The following is a 23,841-nucleotide window of genomic DNA, read 5'->3' on the forward strand; positions in this document are numbered from 1 at the left end:
ATTAACAGCAGTATCTAAAACTTCAATTTACTCTGGAATTTTTGCGTTATTTTCTAACTTTAAGCCTTTAATCTCGTGCAAATAAAGTTCAGAAATTGAGATTTCTTTCAAACTAGTAGAATTTGAGAATCGCTTTAGAATATCTCTGTTGTATTCATTGTCAGGAACTATTCTAGCTATATTTTTCATGTCATGAAAGACAACCGGAAATCCATCTTTAGACTCTTGTACATCAAATTCTGCATACTTAAACTTGGAGTCATTTTGAAGATTTTCTATCGCTAATTGAAAACTATATAACGTATTTTCAGGGTGGTAAATATCTCCCCCTAGTCTATGTCCCGTATTAGCTTGTGCAGTAAATAAAACAAAAATTGATAAGAAATATATTACATAGCGCATTTAAAGCTCCTAACATTTGATATTCAGTTATCGTAGTTTTGCAATCGAAATACTTTCCAATCCTAAATAAAAATAGGAGCTAATTAGTTAGAAGACTCTTTTTCATCTTCTTTACCTTCTTCTATTGGAGGTCTATTATCAGGCCAAGCATTGATAACGGCTTTGACTAAAGATGCCAAAGGTATTGCAAAGAATACGCCCCATACCCCCCACAGACCACCAAAAACAAGTACTGCTGCAATAATCAAAACTGGATGTAAATCAACAGCATCTGAGAATAAGACTGGTACTAACACATTGCCATCTAAAGCTTGGATAATACCGTAACCTATCATCACATAGCCAAACTCAGGACTGACTCCCCATTGAACAAATGCAACCAATGCAATTGGCAAGGTTACTAATGTAGCACCGACATATGGGATAAGAACTGAAAGCCCAGTCAGCACCCCTAATAATGCAGAGTATCTAAGACCCATTACAGCAAAGAAAATATAACTGACAGTACCTACGATGACGATTTCAATGACTTTCCCGCGGATATAGTTGAAAATTTGCTGATCCATTTCGAACCAAACTTTTCTGGCTAAATCACGATTATTAGGGAAGAAGCGTTTACTGCTCTTAATAAGTTGGTCTTTGTCTTTTAAAAAGAAGAATACGAGTAACGGTACTAAAATCACATATACCATCAATACTAATAAAGAAGCAGAAAAACCTAATAATTGCTTGCCTATATCCAGTAAATGTTGGGTATCAACAAGTTTTTTTAGCTCAATCACCATAGCATCAATCTGTTCGATACTAATATATTGCGGGTAGTTTTCACTTAAGGAAACGAGAGACTGCATCCCTGTATCAATCATTAATGGTAAATCTGTCGCTAACGCGATGCCTTGGCGCCAAAGACTCGGAACAAGACCGAATGCTAGTAATACCATCAAACCGATAAACAATACTAAAATTAACGAAGCACCTAGAGTGCGATTGATACCAAATTTTGCTATCTGAGCAACAGGCCACTCTAATAAAAAAGCCAACACTAACGCCACCAATAATGGCGCCAGTAGTCCACCAGCAAAATAAAGTAGTAACCCTATCCCAAGTAAAATAAACACTAATGTAATCGCGTGAGGATCACTGAATCTGGCTTTATACCAATCACTTAAAAATGAGAGCATCGTTTTACCTAAAAAGAAATACAGTTTTAGTTGTTATAATCGGATTCTATCTTATTAGAACTATATGATTATACTTATATATTGTTAAGTTTTGTGATGTTCAATGACATAGATTTATCATTATCATCAGTAATTTGAACTTGATAGCCAATTTTTTTAAAAAACAGCGGAACATCTCGACGTGAACCAGAGTCAGAGATACTAATTGCCAATGTTTCACCCGGTAGCATCTTTTTTAAGGCTAGCTTAATTTGCACCAAGGGATAGGGGCATTGATGAGCAGTTAAATCAATAAATTTCATTATGAACTTGCTTTACACATTCTATGGCTATTATCCTAGCAAGGACAATAAACCACAAGCGATACCATTAAGGTGTTGATGTAATTTTGCTTGCCACCCTGTTGAAATAATTATAATAAAGGTTTCATTTGCGCAAATTATCGTTTACTCAGTTTTCTAAAGGTGTTTTAACAACCGCAGTAAGTTTACTACTAACTGCTGGAGTTGCTAAAAGCTTCGCGAATAATGACCTTCCAGATCTTGGTACTGCCGCCGTAAACACATTTAGTCTTGAAAAAGAAATGGTGTATGGCGATGCCTATATGCGTGTTATCCGTTCATCAGCACCTGTTATTAGCGATCCAGTTTTAAACCAATATCTGTCAGAGCTTGGTAATAAATTGGTGGCTCATGCAACGGGAGTAAAAACCCCCTTTTATTTCTTTTTATTAAGAAATGATGAAATCAACGCATTCGCTTTTTTTGGCGGTCATGTCGGTGTCCATACTGGTTTGTTTTTACATGCTGATACTGAAAGTGAGCTTGCATCAGTGCTTGCGCACGAAATCACTCACGTTACCCAACGACATTTAGCTCGCTCACTTGAAGCGCAAGATAAAAGTTCTACCGCAACGATTGTTGGAATGCTAGGCGCTATTTTACTCACTATTGCAGCCCCTCAAGCGGGTATGGCTGCTTTAGCAACTACTCAAGCATTATCAACGCAAGCTAGAATTAACTTCACCCGTTTACATGAACGTGAAGCCGATAGAATTGGTATGCAAATTCTAGCCGATGCAGGTTTCGATCCTAATGGCGCCTCTGATTTTTTCCAAAAGTTAGCCATTCGTTATCGCTTTACCACTACTCCGCCTCAAATGTTGTTGACTCACCCTTTACCTGAATCACGTATTACTGATGCTAGAAATCGAGCAGCACAATATCCTAATCGATATATACCGGACCAATTAAATTACCAACTTGCTAAAGCGCGTATACAAGTTCGATTTTCTAGTTATAGCGACCAAGCTGCAATGTCTCTATTTGATAAACAATTAAAAAAGAAAACATATACTTTTAAAAGTGCAGCACTTTACGGTAAAGCTTTAGCGTTATTTAGAGTGAAAAAGTTTGATGAAGCTGAAAAAATTATCGATGAGTTACTTGAAAATGATCGTAATAATTTATTTTACATCGATACCAAAACAGATTTATTAGCCCAAAAAGATGATTATGAAGCAGCAATAGAACTCCTAAAACATCATAAACGTCTTAAGCCAACATCACTGGTTATTGCTGCCAACCTCGCTAACATTTATGTGGAGGCAGACCAGCCGCGTAAAGCAATTCCATTATTAGAAGATCTCATTTTCTTAGATAAGCAAAATACTTTACCTTATCAGCTAATGACTCAAGCCTATCGCAAGCTTGGGAATAAAGCGCTCGAACACTACAGTAATGCCGAAGCCATGGCTCTTGCTGCCAATTATGACGGCGCAATTGACCAACTTAATTATGCTTACCGCCATTCTGAAGGACAAACATTACAAATTGCCCGAATAGAAGCCCGTATACGTCAATTTAGACAAGCTAAACGGTCTTTGGATGCATTAAAATAACGCTATAAAACTATTTATTACTCAGCCACATCAATCCGATGTGGCTAACCATCTCATCTAAAGTTTGATAAACTGTCGCCAAAATAAAGATAACAAGTGATCCTATGACAAATGTAACGCTATACCATAACCCTCGCTGCTCGAAAAGTCGTCAATCACTAGCATTGCTTGAAGAAAATAATGCTAACGTCACGATCGTTGAATACCTCAAAACGGTACCAACAACCGAAGAACTAAACCATATTTTGACCTTATTAGCGCTTTCACCTAGAGAGTTAATGCGCACCAAAGAAAAAGAATATAAAGAACTTCACTTAGCCGACGAGTCTTTATCTCAAGCGCAATTAGTTCAAGCAATGATCGAAACACCAAAATTAATTGAAAGACCTATTGCCTTAGCAAATGGAAGAGCTGCAATAGGCCGCCCTCCAGAAAATATTTTAGCGATATTGTGAGCTTCAAAATGACAACACATACTTTATTTCAATTATGCCGTGTCGGTTATGTTGCTTTACTCATGCTGCTATCAGGATGGTTTATACAGCAAGGATTGACCGGTGAATATTCAATGGCGTTTAGCTTATTATGGATTTTACCTTTATTACTCCCTATTAAGGGGATCTTAACCGGCAAGCCATACACCTATGCTTGGGCAAGTTTTATTCTCTGCCTATATTTACTTCATGGATTGACTTTAGTCTACGTCACAGAAGACGCGCTTTATTTTGCGTTAATCGAATCGGTACTGATTAGTGCATTACTCGTCGGATTCCCTTTCTACGCACGAATGCGCGGCAGAGAGTTAGGGTTAGGCTTAAAAAAGAAGTCAAAAAAAGACTAATTTGAATTTTATTGGAAACCAAAAGCGCCTTCGGCGCTTTTTTTATATTACTTTTAGAGGTAAACAAATGATTGCAACCTGGTTGCCAACTGGTTAATTCCTTCTTTTTGTACAATAAATCCCATGCTATAGTGAAATGTCAGTCACTTGATTGAATGTAGTAATAAGCAACGGAGATTGTATATGAACACATTGTTTAACAAGACTTTTATCGGCCAAAGTATTTTGAATACAATAGCTAACAAACGTTATCAAAGCAGAACAAAATATTTTGCGATAACGAATTTAGTTATCGCAGCGATATTAACCGGCTGTGGAGGTAGTTCAAGTGATTCATCAAGTGCGGACTCTGGAACACCTGATAATTCATTACCCATCAATACTTGTGAAGCAAGTTCAGGGCTCACTTTAGTTACCACGTCTTCAGATTTAAGCTTTAATGTTGAGCAAACTTATACTGCAGGTCAATCTGCGACAATCCTTGCCAGTGTTGTTAACACTGATTCAGCAGGGCTAACTTATCAATGGCAGCAAACTTCTGGCCCCGCACTTTCTCTAGTATCAGAAAACAGCCCTGTCTTATCATTCATCATTCCAGAGTCTGGCGAATATAGTTTTTCTGTAAACGTTTCTGGCAACCAAACAGATTTAACTGAATCAGTTTCTATCACAGCAAACGCGTCCATCAATCAATTAAATATTAATAGCGATCATCAAGTGGTTGAAGGTAATGGAGTTAGTCTTAGAGTTGCGCGGATAAACGATCTTATTGTTGATGAAATAGAGTGGTGCTACTTTTCTAATCAAGCGGTTGAACTTGATTTAACCAACCCGGAGCGCCCTTTATTTACAGCACCTAATGTCAACTCTGATAGCGTCATTGGGCTCAAGGCCACTGGTCAATTTGCAGGTGAAACCTTATCTGATGAAGTATTTGTGTTAGTAACTAACGAATCAACAATTTCTTCTCCGTATTTTGATCAGCCCGTAGCACGTACATATTCCTATAAAGATTCATCCAAATATGCTGCTAATGCATCAAACTGTGTGTACTCAAATCAGCTTAATCAAACTTGTAATATCGCCGACTTACCATTAGTTGGCCAAGTGGCTAATTCAGAAAATGTTCAATCAGTCATGGACAGAGTTGTCGTTTCTCATGACTGGATGGGCGAAAACTTTGAAACTTTTTTAACTCAAGCAGATCCCAATAGTGATTTTATAAAATTACTTCAATCAGTCACTGCTGTTGTCATAAGTTACGATGTCAGGCCTTCTTTTTATTGGGTTGCCACAGGCGCCATTTATCTTGACCCTGAATATCTGTGGTTTACACCAGAGCAGCGTGACACTATTAATGAAGCGCCAGATTATCGCAGTGACTTTGGTAACGATTTACAATTCATCATGCCTTGGCGTTACGTGAAAGATAATGATTATGCCTATAGCAGTATCGACCGAGCAGTAAGACAAACTCGTACATTAGCTGACATAACACCAAACTTAGCCAGCTTGCTTTACCACGAGTTAGCCCATGCCAATGACTTCTTCCCCCGCTCTATACATAGTACGTTAACAGGCCCGACATTAATTGATGATTTTTATCGTCTTACAGATAATAACGCGTTGGTATCGGATCAACTGCAAAACGTCGATCCGTTAACGAGCAGCGAAATGTATGGTCTTGCAAGTGTGAGTTTTCAAGGTGAAACAGCCAACAGTACACAAAAAGCCTACCTTCCAAATGATGTGACCAGTTTTTTCTTAACTGATCACGCAAATGACTTTTATGCTTATTCTTCTACTCGCGAAGATGCAGCAATGTTATTTGAAGAATCATTTATGAGTCATCGCTATCAAATACAAAGGGATGTTGCGGTTACTGACCCTACTGAATTAATTGTCGACTGGGGACAACGTGGCAGAATTGCTTCACCAGATTTGTTAGATAGAGCTGCGTTTGTCATTGACCAAATTATGCCTGAAGAAGACGGTAAAACTTTACTCAATAATTTGCCAGAGCCAATAAATATGACAGCTGGAGAAGATTGGTATGACAATATTGGGATAAGCCCTAGTAGTCAATCGCTATCAAAAGTCAGTAGCTTAAGCACTAATGATAACGCCAAAGAAAGACGCCCAGTTCAGATAGGAAGAGAACATAGAGATATGCCTATTCCTCAGCGTTAGCTCAGTTTTTCAGATTTTAAAACATTAAAAGCCACCAAAAGGTGGCTTTTTTATTCAAATAATCAGCAAAGATTACAGCCTAAGCATTTCTTTAATAAAAGGAATTGTGAGTTTACGTTGATGTACCATAGACGCTTTATCAAGTTTATCTAGTACATCAAATAAGGTTCGTAAATCTCTCGCCATGCGAGTTAATAAGAACCGTCCTACTTCATCAGATAATTGCAGTCCTCGCATTGCAGCGCGACGCTGTAACGCAACTAACTTTTCTTCATCTGCCATCGGTTGCAGTTGATAAATTAACCCCCACTGCATCCGAGAAATCAAATCAGGCAGTGCGAAGCCTGCTTCAGTGGGTGATGAACTTCCACTGACAATCAAGCGACAATCTTCTTGCTCAGCAACACGATTATATAAATGGAATAATGCTTCTTCCCAAATTGGGTGCCCTGCTATGGCATCAATGTCATCGATGCAAATTAACTGCAAAGATTCAACACCTTCAAAAAGCTCAGGTGATATACTGGCGTGAATGCCTAAAGGGATATAAAGCGTACGTCTATCAAGTTCATTTGCATGGGCACAAGCAGCATGCATAAGATGGGTTCGGCCTGATTTAATCGGGCCAAATAAGTATAAACTAGACGACAAACTACCTTCTGCAGTAGCTTGAAGCTTTTGAATTAATTCATCATTACCCACTGCAGGATAATAACTTTGAAAAGTCTCATCGTCAGGTAAATATACGGGTAACGATAACTGTTTTGGTGAGTTTTGGGTCACTCAAAAATTCTCTAATAATGTAAACAAGCGATGATGAGTATAACACAATCGTTTTGAGGTCTGCTGTTGTTTAGTCAGACTAACGAGTTCAACAATGAACAGTTAGATCGTTATCACGTATCGAGTGGCTATAAAACTATCAACTATGTAGAAACAGACAATCAAACTGATAAAGCTCAGTTCTCAAATAAATAAATCATGACTTAATGCCATTGGTAAAATAGTTTGGTTGCTTGCTGCTCTGGCGAGAACTCTAAGTCAGACAACTCATCTACTGGCTCTAACAATGGTATCTCTGTTAAACGCTTATTGATATTCAATAGTTTCTGTAAATCTTCAGCATCACCAAATAATTCAAGTTTATAAGTCACGGTATTGGCTTTAAACTGGTTTAAGCTCACCGTTTTAATCGCGCTCAGTTGATTAAGGTAAGCTTCAATTTCAACTAATTGCGCCATACTTTGAACGCCTGCTAATGACAGCAATGTTTCTGCACTGTTGCCGCTATCAGCAAAAGCATACTGACTAACAAAATATTCAGCTAAGGTACTTAATATTTGATCTGTGGCTTCCTGATAATCAAGGACTTCTGCTTGATGATGAATAAGCGGCTGCATTAACCCTGCTTTACTGTCTTTATCAAACAGAGAAACTTGAAAACGAACAAAACCACCGACTTTATCCATATCTGCTACAGCAAAATAATCTGCACGGTATCGAGTAGATGCCTCTGCAACAACATCGGTAAACATGCCCCGCACGTCAGATACGCTTATCTTCATGACATCATCTAAATCCATAATCGGCAAAATGACTGGAATTCCTTTATTACTAGAATCTAAATCGATTTGGGAACGTGTATCCATTTCAGACGCATCAGATAAAATACTGCGCTCGCCTTCATCTTCAATGGACAACCAAAGTAATGTTAGCGGACGTTGACGCCCCCAAACGGGTAATTCAGCTTGACGAAGTGTAGAGATAATCCGCTTGTGGTCAAAGTTAGCTTTTAAAGTTAATTCTTTATCAACTTCACTGTAGCCATATTGGGTCAATAACACTTCTGGTTTATTGATTTGAGCCTTAACTAGAGGATGCTCTAATACCGAAGGTAAGCCTGAATTTTTTACAAATACCGCTGACAGCGCAGTTTTTAGTGCAGCTTGTCTCTCAGCTCTTGCTCTTGAAGTAACAACCACATCAGCCTCATCTAACAGACCGACTTCAGCTGAAATCGCTTTAGGACTAAATAAGCCAAATAGCGCACTGATAACAATAATTTGTAAAAATATTTTTTGCATAAGGAAGATATAAGCAATAGATGAAAGTAAGCGAAGTGTAGCATATTAATTTTGCTTCTAAAATTACATTCCCTTACCAATTTAACGGACGAATTAACCACTAATTGTTACGTAAAAGGATTTAAACTTGATTTACATTACAGACATTTAACCAATATTAGCCTATCTTACAGCTTAATTTATACCTGACAGGAAATCACCTACATATGAATCGTCTATTCATCCCATTACAAGGGGCGCAAATGTTATTTGTCGCATTTGGCGCCTTAGTGTTAATGCCATTACTCAGTGGTTTAGACACCAGCGTGGCATTGTTCACTGCAGGTTTAGGGACTTTGCTGTTTCAAGTTATTACCAAAAGACAAGTTCCAATATTTCTAGCTTCCTCTTTTGCCTTTATTGCTCCAATTATGTATGGCGTACAGACTTGGGGGATCCCCGTAACCATGGGGGGATTAATGGTTGCTGGTTTTGTTTATGTAATCCTTGGAGCTCTGGTTAAAATTAATGGCAGTGGTTTTATTCATAAATTATTACCACCTGTTGTCGTTGGCCCTGTGATCATTATTATCGGCCTAGGGCTAGCGCCAATGGCCGTCAATATGGCCTTAGGTAAAACAGGTGATGGAAGCGCCGTACTGGTTGAGCAAAACATTGCGTTATTTATTGCGATTATGTCGCTATCAACTACCGTCGCCATTGCGGTACTCGCAAAAGGAATATTAAAGGTAATGCCAATTCTTGCCGGTATTTTAGTGGGGTACGGCCTCAGTATGGTTTTTGGTATTATTGACTTTACTCCAGTGAATCAAGCACCTTGGCTTGCTGTTCCAAATTTTGTTGCCCCAGAGTTTCATTGGCAAGCGATTCTATTTATGATCCCTGTCGCTATCGCACCAGCTGTTGAGCATATTGGAGATTTATTGGCAATATCCAATGTAACTGGCAAAGACTATATGAAAAAACCTGGCTTACATCGCACACTAACTGGCGATGGTATTGCCACAATGGCTGCATCAGCGTTTGGGGGCCCACCTAATACAACATACTCAGAAGTCACAGGCGCAGTTACCCTGACCAAAAGTTTTGACCCAAGAATCATGACTTGGACGGCAATTACAGCCATCACTCTTGCATTTATCGGTAAATTAGGTGCGTTAATGCAAACCATTCCATTACCGGTCATGGGCGGCATTATGTGTTTATTGTTTGGCTCAATTGCAGCAGTAGGGCTTAACACCTTAATACGTAATCAAGTCGATTTAAATGAACCAAGAAATTTGAGTATTGTTGGGGTTACATTAGTTTTTGGTATTGGTGGAATGGCATTTGGTATCGGTGAGTTTAGTTTAACCGGGATCAGCTTATGTGGCTTAGTCGCTATTCTAATGAATCTTATCCTGCCTAAAACGCCTGAAGATCAAAAAGCACAATAAATGTAATTGCTTAAATGGTTTCAAAAATAAAAAGCCCTAACTGCGATCAGTTTAGGGCTTTTTTGTTTTAACAATATTTAATCAATAAATAAAGTTAACTTAAATTATTCAGCGTCTTCTTCAGTGCGAAACTTATCAGCAGTTTCTTTGATGATTGGCTGTAATTCACCTTTTTGATACATTTCAGTGATGATGTCACAACCACCAATCAACTCACCTTCTACCCACAGTTGTGGGAATGTTGGCCAGTTAGCAAATTTTGGTAATTCAGCACGAATATCTGGATGCTGTAAAATATCAACGAATGCAAACTGCTCACCGCAGTTAATCATAACTTGTGCAACTTGCGATGAAAAACCACAGCTTGGTAACTTTGGTGACCCTTTCATGTATACGATAATTGGGTTTTCACTGATTTGCTGTTTAATCTTGTCTACTGTTTCCATTGTAATTCCTAAGTGCAACTTAATAATCTTTTGCCATTGTACGCGAGCTTAGCCAAGAACAAAATCCCACAGTTTGTAGGGTTATAATAAAAATAGCTTTTATAGATTGCGTCTATCGACATTATTCATCAAACAATGATTCACATCACAAAAATTTGCAGTACAATGTCGGCAGAGCAATGATGCCTAAGTGGTACTCATAAAAACGATAACCTATGTCCATGGAGAGATAAAAATGGCTTTCGAATTACCAGCATTACCATATGCTAAGAACGCACTTGCACCACACATTTCTGAAGAGACTATTGAATATCACTACGGTAAGCATCACAACACATACGTTGTTAAGCTTAATGGTCTTGTTGAAGGTACTGAATTTGCAAATAAAACATTAGAAGAAGTTGTTAAAACTTCTACTGGTGGCATGTTCAACAATGCTGCTCAAATCTGGAACCACACTTTTTACTGGAACTGTTTAGCACCAAACGCTGGCGGCGCTCCTACCGGCGCGATTGCTGATGCAATCAACGCTGCATTCGGTTCTTTCGAAGAATTTAAAGCAAAATTTACTGATTCTGCAGTAAATAACTTCGGTAGTGCTTGGACTTGGTTAGTAAAAAATGCTGATGGTTCAGTTTCAATTGTTAACACTAGCAATGCTGCTACTCCTTTAACTGATGAATCAGTAACTTCACTACTTACTGTTGATGTTTGGGAACATGCTTACTACATCGATTACCGTAACGTTCGTCCTAACTACATGGCTGCGTTTTGGGAACTTGTTAACTGGGATTTCGTTAACGCAAACTTTGCAGGTTAATCTACCTATTTAGGTACAAATGAGATGATGTAAAAGGAGCCTTTTGGCTCCTTTTTTATTACTCAAAACGAGATAGTTAATAACTGAATAGCCCCACATTTTTTATGTTCAAAACAACTGCCAACTTTTGCAACAGTTGCAATTGCAACTGTTTATCTTTGTTTTTATTGAAGTTTTTATTTTCACCTCCTCGCAAATATCAATCCTCTGACCTAGACTTAAGCTGACAACTGATTTTTAAAGACCAAAAATAATGGAAAATATTTTCAGCTTTAGTCACTAAAAATGCGCTATCCATCACTTTCTTTCAGCTAAGTTTCAAGGGGTTTCTTATGGGCATATTCGAACATTACCAACAACGTTATGAACAAAAGCTAGATGAAGAATATTCACTCCAGCAGTTTCTTGAAATCTGTAAAGAAGATAGAAGCGCATATGTGTCTGCAGCTGAAAGAATGCTAATGGCCATCGGGGAATCAGAAACTATTGATACTTCAAAAGATCCGGTGCTTAGCCGAATATTTTCAAACCGCCTTATCACTCACTACCCAAGTTTTAAAGACTTTTATGGTATGGAAGAGTCTATCGAACAGATTGTGTCTTACCTTAAACATTCAGCTCAAGGGTTAGAGGAATCAAAGCAGATTCTGTATTTACTAGGCCCAGTGGGTGGTGGTAAATCTTCTCTGGCAGAAAAGCTAAAATCGTTAATGCAAAAAGTACCGATTTTTATTCTAACCGCTGACGGTGTTCGCAGCCCAGTCAATGACAGTCCACTGTGTTTATTTGACTCAGAAGAAGACGGTGAGCTATTAAAAAACGAATATAATATTCCAACTCGTTACATTAAAACCATCATGTCCCCATGGGCAGTTAAGCGATTGCATGAGTTTGGTGGCGATATTACTCAATTTAAAGTGGTCAAAGTCTACCCTTCAATACTTGACCAAACAGCCATAGCTAAAACAGAACCAGGAGACGAAAACAACCAAGATATTTCAGCCCTTGTCGGTAAAGTAGATATCCGACAATTAGAGCATTTCTCTCAAGATGATGCTGATGCTTACGCCTATTCAGGTGCACTTTGTCGAGCAAACCAAGGAGTAATGGAGTTTGTGGAAATGTTTAAAGCACCAATTAAAGTGCTTCATCCATTATTAACAGCAACACAAGAAGGAAATTACAACGGTACAGAAGGTTTATCTGCCCTACCTTATAATGGCATGATCCTCGCTCACTCGAATGAGTCAGAGTGGACAACATTTAGAAATAACAAAAATAACGAAGCATTCTTAGATAGGGTTTATATCGTCAAAGTACCTTATTGTTTACGTGTATCTGAAGAAATGGAGATTTACCAAAAACTGCTGAGTAACTCTGAGCTTTCTAATGCTCCCTGTGCTCCTGGTACTCTAGAAACACTAGCACAGTTTAGTATTTTATCTCGCTTAAAAGCACCAGAAAACTCATCAATTTACTCTAAAATGCGGGTTTATAATGGTGAAACATTAAAAGATACCGACCCCAAAGCTAAGTCATTCCAAGAGTATCGTGATTACGCAGGTGTAGATGAAGGTATGCAAGGCTTATCGACCCGTTTTGCATTTAAAATTTTATCGCGAGTATTTAACTTCGATGACACTGAAATTGCCGCAAATCCTGTGCACTTATTTTATGTACTCGAGAAGCAAATCGAGCAGGAACAATTCCCTAATGAACTCAGTGAACGTTATTTAGAATTCTTAAAAGGCTACTTGATCCCGAAATATGTCGAATTTATCGGTAAAGAGATCCAAACAGCTTACCTTGAATCCTATTCTGAATACGGTCAAAACATCTTCGATAGATATGTTACCTATGCAGACTTTTGGATCCAAGATCAAGAGTTTCGCGACCCTGAAACAGGACAGTTATTTGATAGATCAGCGCTTAATGCTGAACTTGAGAAAATTGAGAAACCAGCTGGAATAAGTAATCCAAAGGATTTTCGTAATGAAATCGTTAACTTTGTATTACGTGCTAGAGCCAATAACGAAGGTAATAATCCGCTATGGACCAGCTATGAAAAACTGAGAGTAGTCATAGAGAAAAAAATGTTCTCTAACACAGAGGACTTACTACCGGTTATTTCATTTAATGCTAAAACATCTGCTGATGATCAGCGCAAACATGACGACTTTATCAATCGTATGATGGAGAAAGGATATACCCAAAAACAAGTTAGATTACTTTCAGAGTGGTACTTGAGGGTTCGTAAATCGTCATAGGTCTTGCTCACTTTGGCCTTACTCAATGTGTTTTGGGTTAAGGTCAAAGTTCATTAGGAGTTGTGTATGGCAAATTTTATAGATAGACGTCTCAATGCTAAGGGCAAAAGTACCGTTAACCGACAACGATTTATTGAACGTTATAAAATACAAATCAAAAAATCAGTTAGCGAAGCTGTGACCCGTCGAAGTGTCACTGACATTGATAAAGGCGAAAAAATTAGTATCCCTACCCGTGACATTAGCGAGCCGATTTTTCATCAAGGACAAGGTGGTATTCGTGAACGAGTGCATCCAGGTAATGATCAATTTAATCAAGGTGACCAAATAGAACGCCCTAAAGGTGGTGGAGCTGGCGAAGGAAGTGGTGAAGGAGATGCATCCAACACTGGTGAAGGTAAAGATGAGTTTTTATTTGAGATTTCCAACGACGAGTATTTGGAACTGCTTTTTGAAGATTTAGCCCTGCCAGACCTTCAACAAACTAACGCCAAGCAAATGGTTGAATTTGAAACCTATCGTGCAGGGTTCACTAACGTTGGTGTCCCTGCAAATATCAATATTGTTCGTTCACTACGATCATCCCATGCCCGTCGTATTGCTATGACAGCCAGCAAAAAGAAAAAATTAGCAGAACTTAAAGCTGAATTAAATTTGCTTGAAAACACCCCAGGTACTCAAGCTGAAGTCATAATGGATTTAAAACAACAAATAGAGGAACTTCAAAAGAAAATAGACAGCGTGCCGTTTATTGATAGCTTCGATTTAAGGTTTAATAATTTCGCTAAACGAGAGAAACCTTCAAGCCAGGCGGTAATGTTTTGTTTAATGGACGTGTCAGGCTCTATGGATCAAGCAACCAAAGATATGGCAAAACGCTTTTATATTTTACTGTACTTATTTTTAACCCAAACATACAAAAATTTAGAAGTCGTCTATATTCGACACCATACCCAAGCTAAAGAAGTTGATGAGCATGAGTTTTTTTACTCTCAAGAGACAGGCGGCACCATTGTTTCTAGTGCATTGAATTTAATGCATGAAATCCAACAAGCCCGTTATCCTGCAGATGAATGGAATATCTATGCAGCTCAAGCATCTGATGGTGATAATTGGGCCGATGATTCACCAGCCTGTAAACAATTATTAGCAGATAAAATTCTCCCAGTTTCACGATATTTTAGTTATATCGAAATCACTCGTCGCGCACATCAAACACTATGGCGTGAGTATGAAGCCTTACAACAAGAGTTTGGCAATATTGCAGTCCAACATATTAAAGAGGTTGATGACATCTATCCCGTGTTCCGTGAGTTATTTAAAAAGCAACCAAGCTAAGGAGAACACAATGACAACAGAACAGAATCGTTCGACCGAAGCTGACAAAGCTAAAAAACAACCTCTTGATGATGGGCCTGATTGGAGCTTTTCATTACTCGAAACTTATATGGAAGAAATTGAAAAAGTGGCTGCTTTTTACAATCTAGACAGCTATCCCAATCAAATTGAAGTGATAACTGCAGAGCAAATGATGGATGCCTATGCAGGCATTGGGATGCCTATAGGTTATACCCATTGGTCTTTTGGTAAACGTTTTATCGAAACCGAGCAAGGTTATCGCCGTGGTCAAATGGGCTTAGCTTATGAGATTGTAATTAATTCAGATCCCTGTATCGCATACTTAATGGAAGAAAATACCATCACAATGCAAGCGTTGGTAATGGCACACGCAAGTTTTGGTCATAACAGCTTCTTTAAAAATAATTACTTATTTAAAACCTGGACAGATGCCAGTTCAATTATCGACTATTTGGTCTTTGCCAAAAATTATATCCATGAGTGTGAGTTAACATTTGGTGTCGAACAAGTCGAACTTACACTCGACTCATGCCATGCATTAATGAACTATGGTGTAGACAGGTATAAACGCCCTGCTGAAGTGTCCTTTAAAGAAGAAAAAATGCGTCAGAAAGATCGTGAGGCCTACTTACAAAGTCAAGTTAATGATTTATGGCGTACTGTGCCTAAAAATCCTGATGAACAAAAAATAGATGATCAAATCAATTTCCCTGATGAGCCTCAGGAGAACATTTTATATTTTATCGAAAAAAATGCGCCACTGTTAGAACCATGGCAACGTGAGATAGTAAGAATAGTGCGTAAAATGGCGCAATATTTTTATCCGCAAAAACAAACCCAAGTGATGAATGAAGGTTGGGCAACGTTTTGGCATTACACTATTTTGAATCATATGTTTGATGAAGGCACAGTGACCGACAGGTTTATGCTGGAGTTTTTACAAAGTCATACTGGCGTAGTCGCTCAGCCTGCCTATAACAGCCCTTATTACAGTGGCATTAACCCTTATGCTCTTGGCTTTAACATGTTTGTTGATATCAGACGAATTTGCGAAGAGCCGACAGAAGAAGATAAACGATGGTTTCCTGATATTGCGGGTAGTGATTGGTTAACCACAGTGACTTTTGCAATGGAAAACTTTAAGGATGAAAGTTTTATTAGTCAGTACCTTTCGCCAAAATTGATTCGTGACTTTAAGTTATTCAGTATACTTGATGATGACAGTTGTAATAAATTATCAGTATCAGCTATACATGATGACCGAGGTTATCACCTAATTCGAGAGAAGCTTTCTCAACAATATAACTTGTCAAACCTTGAGCCAAATATTCAAGTGCAGCGAGTGGATATTAATGGTGATCGTTCATTAACATTAAGGTATGTACCTAATAAACGAATTCCTCTTGGCGGAACTAATGAAGAAGTTTTGAAACATTTACATAGATTATGGGGATTTGACGTCACTTTAGAGCAAGTCGATGCCAGTGGCAAGGTCATAAAACTGGCTCAATGCCCTCCTGCCAATGAAGATAGTAAAATGACGACGCTATAAGCATGATTAAAAAGTTTCATTCATAAAAAAACCAACCTTGAGGTTGGTTTTTATTATTGCCAGACACTGTACCTTCTAGTCACAGCCGAATTTTATTTGTCGTTGATAGCAATTTCTGCTGGCATATCATCACGAAGCTTTTGCCACATAATGCCACTGTTAATACCATTGGTTTTCATCAAAGCATTAACTTCGGTGTATTTACCTTCAATAGCCAGTTTTTCTAATGCTTTATAAAAGTCTAAAGCTATAGTACGGGCTTCTTGACTCGAGAAGTAATAACGCCCTACTCGACTGTATAAACCTTTAAAACCATTAAGAATTAATACATACAACGGATTACCCGATGAAAACGCCAAAGCGTGATGTAATTCATAATCGTAGTCTGCGTAGGCTTCAGCACTGTCTTCTAGTTGGTGTATTTTGGCTAAAACTTCTCGCGCTTTATCAGGGTTATTACGAACTGCACCGCGGAAATAAATCGTACTAACGTTGGCTCTTGCTGATAAAAGCTGATCTACAAGTAACGGAAAGCCATCTGGATTTAAATCAGCAATAGTCTCAAGAATATTAAGACCTGATGTTTCCCAAAAGTTGTTTACTTGCGTAGGCTTACCATGTTGAATTTTTAACCAACCATCACGCGCTAAACGCTGTAACACTTCACGTAACGTGGTTCTTGTAACACCAATTAATTCTGACAGTTCGCGCTCTGCAGGCAATATCGAACCTGGTGGAAATTTGTTTTCCCATATCGAACGAACAATATACTTCTCTGCAAAACTTGCAGGACCTTTTGCATTGATAATTGTCAACTTGAACATCCCGTAGTTATCCTATGAACTGATCATACCAGAGCTCTTGCAATTACACACCATTGATAGCGGCTAAACGATCGATTTAGATACACCGCTGCTCATAAAATGCGCAGTCAACGAAAAGATTGTGAGGTAGTAGTTATATTGGTTATGTTTTTGTCGTGGATTTTTTTTTATCGCATTACAATAACGACCGTTTGCGCTAAACTACGCGCCAAACAAAATGGATGTAAGTTAGTGGCACAACTAACGAATTTTGAAACATCAAATTTTAAGCGCTAAGAAATAATTGTATCAACACGGTAAAAATAGAAATAGTAGCTAATAAACAACATAGTTAACGCACTATAATCCTTTTTTTATCTTTAAACTCTCGTTTCAGCTTCAATTTGTCTGTCAGATTCCTTCCTCAAAAGTTCACTATCATAAATTCACAATTGGAGAGGCTATTATGCCGTTAACCACTGGTGCTGCATTTTTTAGTAACTTCTTGGGTAATTCACCAAGATGGTACAAATATGCAATCTTATCGTTTCTTGTTATAAACCCAATATTATTTTTCTTTGTCAGTCCATTCGTTGCCGGATGGGTACTAGTCTTAGAATTTATTTTCACACTTGCGATGGCGTTAAAGTGCTACCCACTTCAACCTGGTGGTCTTCTGGCCATACAAGCAGTCTTTATTGGAATGACTTCCCCAACGCAAGTTTTACACGAAATTGAAGCTAACTTAGAAGTGTTACTATTGCTAATCTTTATGGTTGCAGGTATTTACTTCATGAAACAATTGCTACTTTTTGTGTTCACTAAGATGATCACTAAAGTACGCTCTAAAATCATAGTTTCATTAATGTTTTGTGTTTCGTCAGCTTTTTTATCTGCTTTTCTAGATGCATTAACCGTTATCGCGGTAATTATTGCTGTAGCTATTGGTTTCTATTCGATTTACCACAAAGTGGCATCAGGTAAAGACTTTAGCAGCGACCATGATCATACCTCTGAAGAACGTGAGCAATTGAATAATGATGAGCTAGAAGCTTTCCGTGGTTTCTTACGTAATCTTTTAATGCATGCTGGTGTTGGTACTGCATTAGGTGGCGTTTGCACTATGGTCGGTGAACCACAAAACTTAATCATTGCAGCTCAAGCCCATTGGCAGTTTAGTGAATTCTTTATTCGCATGTCACCTGTCACTATTCCAGTATTTATTGCAGGTGTCGCCACCTGTTTTATTGTCGAAAAATTTAAATGGTTTAGTTACGGTGCCGAGCTTCCTGATGCAGTCCATAAAATATTGAGTGATTATTCTGATTACGAAGATCAAAATCGTACTAAAGCAGATAAGATGAAACTCCTAGTGCAAGCATTAGTGGGTGTTTGGTTAGTAGTTGGCCTAGCTTTCCATTTAGCTTCAGTGGGACTAATTGGTCTTTCAGTTATTATCTTAACTACTGCATTTAATGGTGTAACAGATGAACATGCATTAGGAAAAGCTTTTGAAGAAGCCCTTCCTTTTACAGCATTGTTAGCCGTTTTCTTCGCAGTTGTTGGTGTCATCATCGACCAACATTTATTTGCGCCAGTGATTCAGTGGGCACTAAGTTTCGAAGGTAATGCGCAATTAGTAATCTTCTATATTGCCAATGGCCTCCTGTCCATGGTCAGTGATAACGTATTTGTTGGCACCGTTTACATTAATGAGGTAAAAGCAGCCTTAATTAGTGGTCAAATTACTCGAGACCAATTTGATCTTCTAGCCGTAGCGATTAATACAGGTACTAACTTACCTTCTGTTGCGACACCAAACGGTCAAGCGGCTTTCTTATTCTTGCTAACTTCAGCACTAGCACCATTAGTTAGACTGTCATACGGTCGCATGGTATGGATGGCACTGCCTTATACAATTGTATTATCTATCGTTGGTATCGTTATGATTGAATCTGGGTTCTTAACTGATATGACGCAATACTATTATGATAATCACATTATTATTCACCACTCCGCTAAAGATGTTATTGGCGGTGCTGTTGGACATTAATGCTGATTTGATTTAACGTTTGTTTTGAAAACACCCTCATTCGAGGGTGTTTTTTTATCGTCATAAATCGACAGGAGATTGATTTGACCGGATTACAGAAATTTACTCGCACTCGCACCGCATGGATGGTGTTGCTTTTATCCGCTATTGGCCTTGAAGCTGCTGCATTATTTTTTCAATACGTTATGGAGTTAGATCCCTGTGTAATGTGCGTATATGTGCGTGTTGCAGTTTTGGGGTTAATCATTGCAGGCATTATTGGAACTTTAGCGCCTAATTTCTGGTTAACCAGAATTGCAGGCTTAGTTGGATGGGGCGTTAGTGCCGTATGGGGATTAAAGTTGTCCCTCGAATTAAATGGATTACAAGTCGATCCATCTCCTTTTTCAACTTGTTCATTCTTCCCTGAGTTTCCTAGTTGGATGCCATTAGATGAATGGTTACCTTCAGTCTTTTCTCCTACAGGAATGTGTAGCGACGACCCTTGGACTTTTTTATCTGTCAGTATGGCTCAGTGGATGATAGTGACTTTTATCATTTATCTTATTGTGCTTGCTGTCATGGTTATCCCTGCGATAAAACCATTAAAATCTAAATAGCTGATTTGTTATAGATTAAAAATAAAACATTGATGACAATTTAAACTCTGGCTTAATCAAATACGCATAAAAAAGCACTCATTAAAGAGTGCTTTTTTGATTGTCTTAGACAAGAAATACTAGTATTTGAGTTGCTTAATCTAAGTCTTTAAGTGGCCAAAGTACGATATGATCAAATACATCACGAACTTTATTTTCGTTAATGGTTTTGCCTTTAACTGAAATACCAGCAGCATGCATTTCATCTTTCGAGCCAGTAATGAGTGGGTGCCAAGTTGGTAGTTCTCTACCTTCATGCAAACGTTTATAAGCGCAAGAATCTGGTAACCAAGTTAATTGAGCAACATTGTCTACTGTAATTGCAGTGCAAGCTGGCACATATTTAAAACGTTCAGGGTAACGGCGACAACCGCACGTTTCATCATCTAACAAATGACAAGCAGCATCGGTGTAATACAGCTCTTCTGTTTCGTCATCAATTAATTTATTTAAACAGCACTTACCGCAACCATCGCACAATGCTTCCCATTGTACGGTGGTAAGTTCGTTAAGTTTTTTTTCAACCCAAAAAGACATAATTCAGTACAGCATTAACCTTAAATTACCGGCATTATATCATTAATTGATTGGAGGATTTTTGATTCGTTCTGAAAGGTAAGTCACAGTGAGTAAAAAATGTTCTTTTACCGACCATGCTTGTAACAAGCGAAAGTTGTTATAGACCAAATATTGTCGACCATTAGCACCATCAGGCATTAATAGTGAAACTTGCATATCGTCACGTTTAGGTAAGTCATTACCGTTATATCGTCTTACCCCTAGATCTTGCCATTCATTGAATGTTTCAGTGTGGTCAGTGCCTACGAGAAAGCTTTCAATTGGGTTGATAGCACTCACCTGACGTCCCCAAGTCTCACTGTTTTTCCAACCAGCATCTCTTAACATAGATGCTGCAGTTGCAAATGCATCAAATTGATTGTTCCAAATATCCTTTATACCATCTCCATTGCCATCTTGTGCGTGAGCCAGGTATTGCGAAGGCATTAACTGCATGTGTCCCATAGCACCTGTTGACGAGCCAATTAACTGTTCATATTGAACTTGGTCAGTATCAAGGATTTTTAAAGCAGCGATAAATTCATCAATATAGAACTGTTCTTTATTACCGGAATAAGCATTTGATGCTGTAACTGATAATATTGGGAAATTCCCCTTCTGTTCACCAAATTCAGATGTCATGCCCCATAGCGCCACTAGAAACCGAGGTTGTACACCGTAACGGTCACCTATAGCAATTAATGATTGTTGTTGTTCTTTAAACATTGCGCGTGCAGTGCTTACTGTTATTTCTGGTGAATTTTGTGGGATATAACTTTCGAGGTTTAATGCTTTGTTTGACCCATTAGCAGTGGCACGTTTGAACACCTTAATATTCGAAAAGTGTTTATCAATAGTGTGTTGTGACACACCTGCAAGTGCCGCTTTATCTTTTAATGTAGCTAAATAATCATCAAAACTTACGCTCTGTTGTGCGTAAGCAAAGTTAATAGTAAAAAAAATTACTATTACAGATGAAATGATCTTCCCAATCATAAAATGTCCTAAATTAACTCATTATTGCTATTCTTATTTTTTTCAACTAAACGTTAACATATTTGTACTAACATCGAAATACCAAATATAACCACACAATTTCAGGCTATTAATTAATACAGACTGGCATTTATAACAGTGCCAGTGCCAGTGCCAGTGCCAGTGCCAGTATTAAATTACTACTTCTTATTAAAGCGACACTAATCTTTTATCCCTAAACTTTCTCGGTGCTCTTCTAATAAATTGGTCACTGGTGGTGGTAGTTGAAGATAAAAACCTTTATCAACTAACTCTGATTTTACTTTTTCAATATCTGCCATGGCCAACTCAGTTCTTTTTGATAGTGGTACCATCATCACTAACTTAGGTGTTCCGAACATCTTCATTAAAGGCTCTGGAACAGCATCAAAAACATCACGTTTTTCAACAAATAAGTAGGTATCGAGTTTTCGACTACTTTTATATACGGCGCATATCATTTTGGGATTAAATTCCTCTGTTTCTAGCTTGATAGTCAACAACGCACACTATAACATGGACAGTTAATAATTTAATTGCAATTCAGTTCTCACACTGACTTTTTTGGAGATTAACGCCTGGATGGCTATACAAAGTCTTGAGTTAAAAGCCACTTCTTTTACTCTTTCAGTACTGCATATTAATACTCATGATTTTAATCTAATTGCTGCTGATCTTGATACTAAGTTATCTCAAGCACCACAGTTTTTCATTGGTGCACCATTAATCTTAAATTTAAGTGCAATTGAAAATCATGATGTTGATCTCGCAGCATTAAAACAACTTCTCACTGATAACCAACTCATCATTGTTGGTGTAACATCAGCTAACGAAAGCATTAGTGAGCAGGCAAAAGCTTTGGGTTTAGCGATTGTGAAATCAGGCAAGCAAGCTAAGAACATGCCCGCCCCAACTAAAGAAACCAAAATCATTAAGCAAAATGTCCGCTCAGGACAACAGATTTATGCAAAAAATGCTGACTTAATCATCTTTGGTGCAGTTGGTAATGGTGCAGAAGTCATTGCTGATGGTAGCATTCATATATATGGCGCTTTACGTGGAAAAGCGATGGCGGGTGCTGCAGGAGATAGAAACAGTATTATCATCGCAAACACTCTCGACGCCGAATTAGTTTCAATTGCTGGACAATATTGGCTAGCAGAACATTTGCAGCAGCATTGTAGCGATCAACGAGGTTGCGTTCGCTTAAATAGCGATACACTCATGGTTGAATCATTGCCTCAATAGTTGGCAACATAAAAGGATATAATAACAAATGGCACAAATAATTGTTGTCACATCAGGTAAAGGTGGCGTTGGTAAAACAACTTCAAGCGCTGCAATTGCAACAGGTTTAGCTTTAAAAGGCAAAAAAACTGTTGTTATCGATTTTGACATTGGTCTACGAAACCTTGACCTAATTATGGGTTGTGAACGTCGTGTAGTTTATGATTTCGTCAACGTTATTAATGGCGAAGCGAACCTAAACCAAGCCTTAATTAAAGATAAGCGCTGCGACAAATTATTTATTCTTCCCGCTTCACAAACTCGCGATAAAGACGCCTTGACTAAAGAAGGTGTTGGCGGCGTATTAGATGAGTTAAGCAAAGATTTTGATTACATTGTTTGTGACTCACCAGCCGGTATTGAGCAAGGTGCGATGATGGCGCTATATTTTGCTGATATAGCTATTGTAACAACCAACCCAGAAGTTAGTTCTGTACGCGATTCAGACCGCATTTTAGGTATGTTACAAAGTCGCTCTCGACGAGCAGAACAAAATCTTGAGCCTATTCAAGAGTTTTTATTACTCACTCGCTATTCACCTGCTAGAGTTAAAACAGGTGAAATGTTAAGTGTTGAAGATGTATCAGAGATTTTAGCCATTAAATTACTCGGTGTTATTCCTGAGTCACAAGCTGTATTAAAAGCATCAAACTCGGGTATTCCTGTGATTAATGATGATGAAAGTGATGCGGGCTTAGCTTACGCTGATACTGTCCAACGTTTACTTGGTGAAGAAGTACCATTTAGGTTTCTTACTGAAGAGAAAAAAGGATTCTTAAAAAGGATATTTGGTAGCTAATTATGTCAATACTCGATTATTTCAGAAGCAATAAAAAAACCAATACTGCTGTGACGGCAAAAGAGCGTTTACAGATAATTGTTGCTCATCAACGTGGTGAACGTGATGCGCCTGATTACTTTCCTAAAATGAAACAAGAAATTATTGAAGTTATTCGTAAATATGTACAAATATCTGAAGATCAGGTTTCTGTACAACTTGACCAAAACGA

General features: G+C 38.2%; 24 protein-coding genes. 14 read left to right on the forward strand and 10 right to left on the reverse strand.

Annotated features, from left to right (window positions below; translation table 11 throughout):
• Positions 1-27: 27 nt before the first annotated feature.
• From K5Q58_RS18690 to K5Q58_RS18700, 3 genes are all read right to left on the reverse strand, one after another.
• Positions 28-402 (reverse strand): glycerophosphodiester phosphodiesterase family protein, encoded by a 375-nt coding sequence (locus K5Q58_RS18690; RefSeq protein WP_220755372.1) that lies wholly within the window; start codon positions 400-402, stop codon positions 28-30.
• An 83-nt stretch (positions 403-485) separates the two neighbouring features.
• Positions 486-1,583, reverse strand: coding sequence for an AI-2E family transporter (locus tag K5Q58_RS18695; protein ID WP_220755373.1), 1,098 nt, complete (start codon positions 1,581-1,583; stop codon positions 486-488).
• A gap of 74 nt (positions 1,584-1,657) precedes the next feature.
• Positions 1,658-1,885: a sulfurtransferase TusA family protein gene (locus tag K5Q58_RS18700; RefSeq protein WP_220755374.1), complete on the reverse strand. Its 228-nt coding sequence runs from the start codon at positions 1,883-1,885 to the stop codon at positions 1,658-1,660.
• Between the two features lie 128 nt (positions 1,886-2,013).
• On the opposite strand from K5Q58_RS18700, the gene K5Q58_RS18705 reads away from it, so the two are divergent.
• The 4 genes from K5Q58_RS18705 (at position 2,014) to K5Q58_RS18720 (ending at position 6,514) form a co-directional block, all read left to right on the forward strand.
• Positions 2,014-3,483 carry a M48 family metalloprotease gene (locus K5Q58_RS18705; protein WP_220755375.1) on the forward strand — a complete coding sequence of 490 codons (1,470 nt, stop codon included), beginning with the start codon at positions 2,014-2,016 and terminating at the stop codon, positions 3,481-3,483.
• A 104-nt stretch (positions 3,484-3,587) separates the two neighbouring features.
• Positions 3,588-3,938 carry an arsenate reductase (glutaredoxin) gene (arsC, locus tag K5Q58_RS18710; protein ID WP_220755376.1) on the forward strand — a complete coding sequence of 117 codons (351 nt, stop codon included), beginning with the start codon at positions 3,588-3,590 and terminating at the stop codon, positions 3,936-3,938.
• 8 nt (positions 3,939-3,946) lie between these two features.
• Positions 3,947-4,324, forward strand: a complete 378-nt coding sequence (locus tag K5Q58_RS18715; protein ID WP_220755377.1) for a DUF2069 domain-containing protein — start codon at positions 3,947-3,949, stop codon at positions 4,322-4,324.
• 183 nt (positions 4,325-4,507) lie between these two features.
• On the forward strand, positions 4,508-6,514 hold the full coding sequence (locus K5Q58_RS18720; RefSeq protein ID WP_220755378.1) for a hypothetical protein: 2,007 nt from the start codon (positions 4,508-4,510) through the stop codon (positions 6,512-6,514).
• Positions 6,515-6,586: 72 nt separating this feature from the next.
• Here K5Q58_RS18720 and hda read toward each other — a convergent pair whose 3' ends face one another.
• Both hda and K5Q58_RS18730 read right to left on the reverse strand, forming a co-directional pair.
• Positions 6,587-7,297 (reverse strand): DnaA inactivator Hda, encoded by a 711-nt coding sequence (gene hda / locus K5Q58_RS18725; protein ID WP_220755379.1) that lies wholly within the window; start codon positions 7,295-7,297, stop codon positions 6,587-6,589.
• A 203-nt stretch (positions 7,298-7,500) separates the two neighbouring features.
• Positions 7,501-8,598, reverse strand: a complete 1,098-nt coding sequence (locus K5Q58_RS18730) for a DUF2066 domain-containing protein (RefSeq protein ID WP_220755380.1) — start codon at positions 8,596-8,598, stop codon at positions 7,501-7,503.
• 206 nt (positions 8,599-8,804) lie between these two features.
• Between K5Q58_RS18730 and K5Q58_RS18735 the strand changes: the two genes are divergently transcribed.
• Positions 8,805-10,034, forward strand: coding sequence for a uracil-xanthine permease family protein (locus tag K5Q58_RS18735; RefSeq protein WP_220755381.1), 1,230 nt, complete (start codon positions 8,805-8,807; stop codon positions 10,032-10,034).
• Between the two features lie 104 nt (positions 10,035-10,138).
• On the opposite strand, the gene K5Q58_RS18740 is transcribed toward K5Q58_RS18735, so the two are convergent.
• Entirely contained in the window at positions 10,139-10,480 is a 342-nt protein-coding gene (locus K5Q58_RS18740) for a Grx4 family monothiol glutaredoxin (RefSeq protein ID WP_102526235.1), read from the reverse strand.
• 235 nt (positions 10,481-10,715) lie between these two features.
• Here K5Q58_RS18740 and sodB point away from each other — a divergent pair, with 235 nt between their 5' ends.
• The 4 genes from sodB to K5Q58_RS18760 all read left to right on the forward strand — a co-directional run bounded on the left by sodB (position 10,716) and on the right by K5Q58_RS18760 (position 16,478).
• On the forward strand, positions 10,716-11,300 hold the full coding sequence (gene sodB, locus K5Q58_RS18745) for a superoxide dismutase [Fe] (RefSeq protein WP_102526236.1): 585 nt from the start codon (positions 10,716-10,718) through the stop codon (positions 11,298-11,300).
• Positions 11,301-11,632: 332 nt separating this feature from the next.
• Entirely contained in the window at positions 11,633-13,567 is a 1,935-nt protein-coding gene (locus K5Q58_RS18750; RefSeq protein ID WP_220755382.1) for a PrkA family serine protein kinase, read from the forward strand.
• Positions 13,568-13,633: 66 nt separating this feature from the next.
• Positions 13,634-14,905, forward strand: a complete 1,272-nt coding sequence (locus K5Q58_RS18755) for a YeaH/YhbH family protein (RefSeq protein ID WP_220755383.1) — start codon at positions 13,634-13,636, stop codon at positions 14,903-14,905.
• Positions 14,906-14,915: 10 nt separating this feature from the next.
• The gene (locus tag K5Q58_RS18760; protein WP_220755384.1) at positions 14,916-16,478 is read left to right on the forward strand and encodes a SpoVR family protein; all 1,563 of its coding nucleotides are present in this window, start codon (positions 14,916-14,918) and stop codon (positions 16,476-16,478) included.
• A 92-nt stretch (positions 16,479-16,570) separates the two neighbouring features.
• Here K5Q58_RS18760 and fadR read toward each other — a convergent pair whose 3' ends face one another.
• Positions 16,571-17,302, reverse strand: a complete 732-nt coding sequence (gene fadR / locus K5Q58_RS18765; protein ID WP_220755385.1) for a fatty acid metabolism transcriptional regulator FadR — start codon at positions 17,300-17,302, stop codon at positions 16,571-16,573.
• A 445-nt stretch (positions 17,303-17,747) separates the two neighbouring features.
• On the opposite strand from fadR, the gene nhaB reads away from it, so the two are divergent.
• Both nhaB and dsbB read left to right on the forward strand, forming a co-directional pair.
• Positions 17,748-19,334, forward strand: a complete 1,587-nt coding sequence (gene nhaB, locus K5Q58_RS18770; RefSeq protein ID WP_220755386.1) for a sodium/proton antiporter NhaB — start codon at positions 17,748-17,750, stop codon at positions 19,332-19,334.
• Between the two features lie 83 nt (positions 19,335-19,417).
• Positions 19,418-19,933 (forward strand): disulfide bond formation protein DsbB, encoded by a 516-nt coding sequence (gene dsbB, locus K5Q58_RS18775; protein ID WP_220755387.1) that lies wholly within the window; start codon positions 19,418-19,420, stop codon positions 19,931-19,933.
• A gap of 135 nt (positions 19,934-20,068) precedes the next feature.
• Here dsbB and K5Q58_RS18780 read toward each other — a convergent pair whose 3' ends face one another.
• The 3 genes from K5Q58_RS18780 to K5Q58_RS18790 form a co-directional block, all read right to left on the reverse strand.
• Positions 20,069-20,509 (reverse strand): YcgN family cysteine cluster protein, encoded by a 441-nt coding sequence (locus K5Q58_RS18780; RefSeq protein WP_220755388.1) that lies wholly within the window; start codon positions 20,507-20,509, stop codon positions 20,069-20,071.
• A 42-nt stretch (positions 20,510-20,551) separates the two neighbouring features.
• Entirely contained in the window at positions 20,552-21,526 is a 975-nt protein-coding gene (locus K5Q58_RS18785; RefSeq protein ID WP_220755389.1) for a lytic transglycosylase domain-containing protein, read from the reverse strand.
• A gap of 200 nt (positions 21,527-21,726) precedes the next feature.
• Positions 21,727-22,005, reverse strand: coding sequence for a YcgL domain-containing protein (locus tag K5Q58_RS18790; protein ID WP_220755392.1), 279 nt, complete (start codon positions 22,003-22,005; stop codon positions 21,727-21,729).
• Between the two features lie 121 nt (positions 22,006-22,126).
• Here K5Q58_RS18790 and minC point away from each other — a divergent pair, with 121 nt between their 5' ends.
• From minC to minE, 3 genes are all read left to right on the forward strand, one after another.
• Positions 22,127-22,792 (forward strand): septum site-determining protein MinC, encoded by a 666-nt coding sequence (gene minC / locus K5Q58_RS18795; RefSeq protein WP_220755390.1) that lies wholly within the window; start codon positions 22,127-22,129, stop codon positions 22,790-22,792.
• A 28-nt stretch (positions 22,793-22,820) separates the two neighbouring features.
• Positions 22,821-23,630, forward strand: a complete 810-nt coding sequence (gene minD, locus K5Q58_RS18800) for a septum site-determining protein MinD (RefSeq protein ID WP_102526246.1) — start codon at positions 22,821-22,823, stop codon at positions 23,628-23,630.
• 2 nt (positions 23,631-23,632) lie between these two features.
• The coding region (minE, locus tag K5Q58_RS18805; protein WP_220755391.1) for a cell division topological specificity factor MinE at positions 23,633-23,841 on the forward strand (209 nt) is incomplete at its 3' end.

Source organism: Shewanella sp. KT0246 (assembly GCF_019654955.1).
Taxonomy (GTDB): Bacteria; Pseudomonadota; Gammaproteobacteria; order Enterobacterales; family Shewanellaceae; genus Shewanella; species Shewanella goraebulensis.

Bases quoted from the DNA above. Each gene is read 5' to 3' on its own strand.
- K5Q58_RS18690 (WP_220755372.1), bottom strand. From the start codon at position 402: ATGCGCTATGTAATATATTTCTTATCAATTTTTGTTTTATTTACTGCA.
- K5Q58_RS18695 (WP_220755373.1), bottom strand. From the start codon at position 1,583: ATGCTCTCATTTTTAAGTGATTGGTATAAAGCCAGATTCAGTGATCCT.
- K5Q58_RS18700 (WP_220755374.1), bottom strand. From the start codon at position 1,885: ATGAAATTTATTGATTTAACTGCTCATCAATGCCCCTATCCCTTGGTG.
- arsC (WP_220755376.1), top strand. From the start codon at position 3,588: ATGACAAATGTAACGCTATACCATAACCCTCGCTGCTCGAAAAGTCGT.
- K5Q58_RS18715 (WP_220755377.1), top strand. From the start codon at position 3,947: ATGACAACACATACTTTATTTCAATTATGCCGTGTCGGTTATGTTGCT.
- K5Q58_RS18720 (WP_220755378.1), top strand. From the start codon at position 4,508: ATGAACACATTGTTTAACAAGACTTTTATCGGCCAAAGTATTTTGAAT.
- K5Q58_RS18730 (WP_220755380.1), bottom strand. From the start codon at position 8,598: ATGCAAAAAATATTTTTACAAATTATTGTTATCAGTGCGCTATTTGGC.
- K5Q58_RS18735 (WP_220755381.1), top strand. From the start codon at position 8,805: ATGAATCGTCTATTCATCCCATTACAAGGGGCGCAAATGTTATTTGTC.
- K5Q58_RS18740 (WP_102526235.1), bottom strand. From the start codon at position 10,480: ATGGAAACAGTAGACAAGATTAAACAGCAAATCAGTGAAAACCCAATT.
- sodB (WP_102526236.1), top strand. From the start codon at position 10,716: ATGGCTTTCGAATTACCAGCATTACCATATGCTAAGAACGCACTTGCA.
- K5Q58_RS18750 (WP_220755382.1), top strand. From the start codon at position 11,633: ATGGGCATATTCGAACATTACCAACAACGTTATGAACAAAAGCTAGAT.
- K5Q58_RS18755 (WP_220755383.1), top strand. From the start codon at position 13,634: ATGGCAAATTTTATAGATAGACGTCTCAATGCTAAGGGCAAAAGTACC.
- K5Q58_RS18760 (WP_220755384.1), top strand. From the start codon at position 14,916: ATGACAACAGAACAGAATCGTTCGACCGAAGCTGACAAAGCTAAAAAA.
- fadR (WP_220755385.1), bottom strand. From the start codon at position 17,302: ATGTTCAAGTTGACAATTATCAATGCAAAAGGTCCTGCAAGTTTTGCA.
- nhaB (WP_220755386.1), top strand. From the start codon at position 17,748: ATGCCGTTAACCACTGGTGCTGCATTTTTTAGTAACTTCTTGGGTAAT.
- K5Q58_RS18780 (WP_220755388.1), bottom strand. From the start codon at position 20,509: ATGTCTTTTTGGGTTGAAAAAAAACTTAACGAACTTACCACCGTACAA.
- K5Q58_RS18785 (WP_220755389.1), bottom strand. From the start codon at position 21,526: ATGATTGGGAAGATCATTTCATCTGTAATAGTAATTTTTTTTACTATT.
- K5Q58_RS18790 (WP_220755392.1), bottom strand. From the start codon at position 22,005: ATGATATGCGCCGTATATAAAAGTAGTCGAAAACTCGATACCTACTTA.
- minC (WP_220755390.1), top strand. From the start codon at position 22,127: ATGGCTATACAAAGTCTTGAGTTAAAAGCCACTTCTTTTACTCTTTCA.
- minD (WP_102526246.1), top strand. From the start codon at position 22,821: ATGGCACAAATAATTGTTGTCACATCAGGTAAAGGTGGCGTTGGTAAA.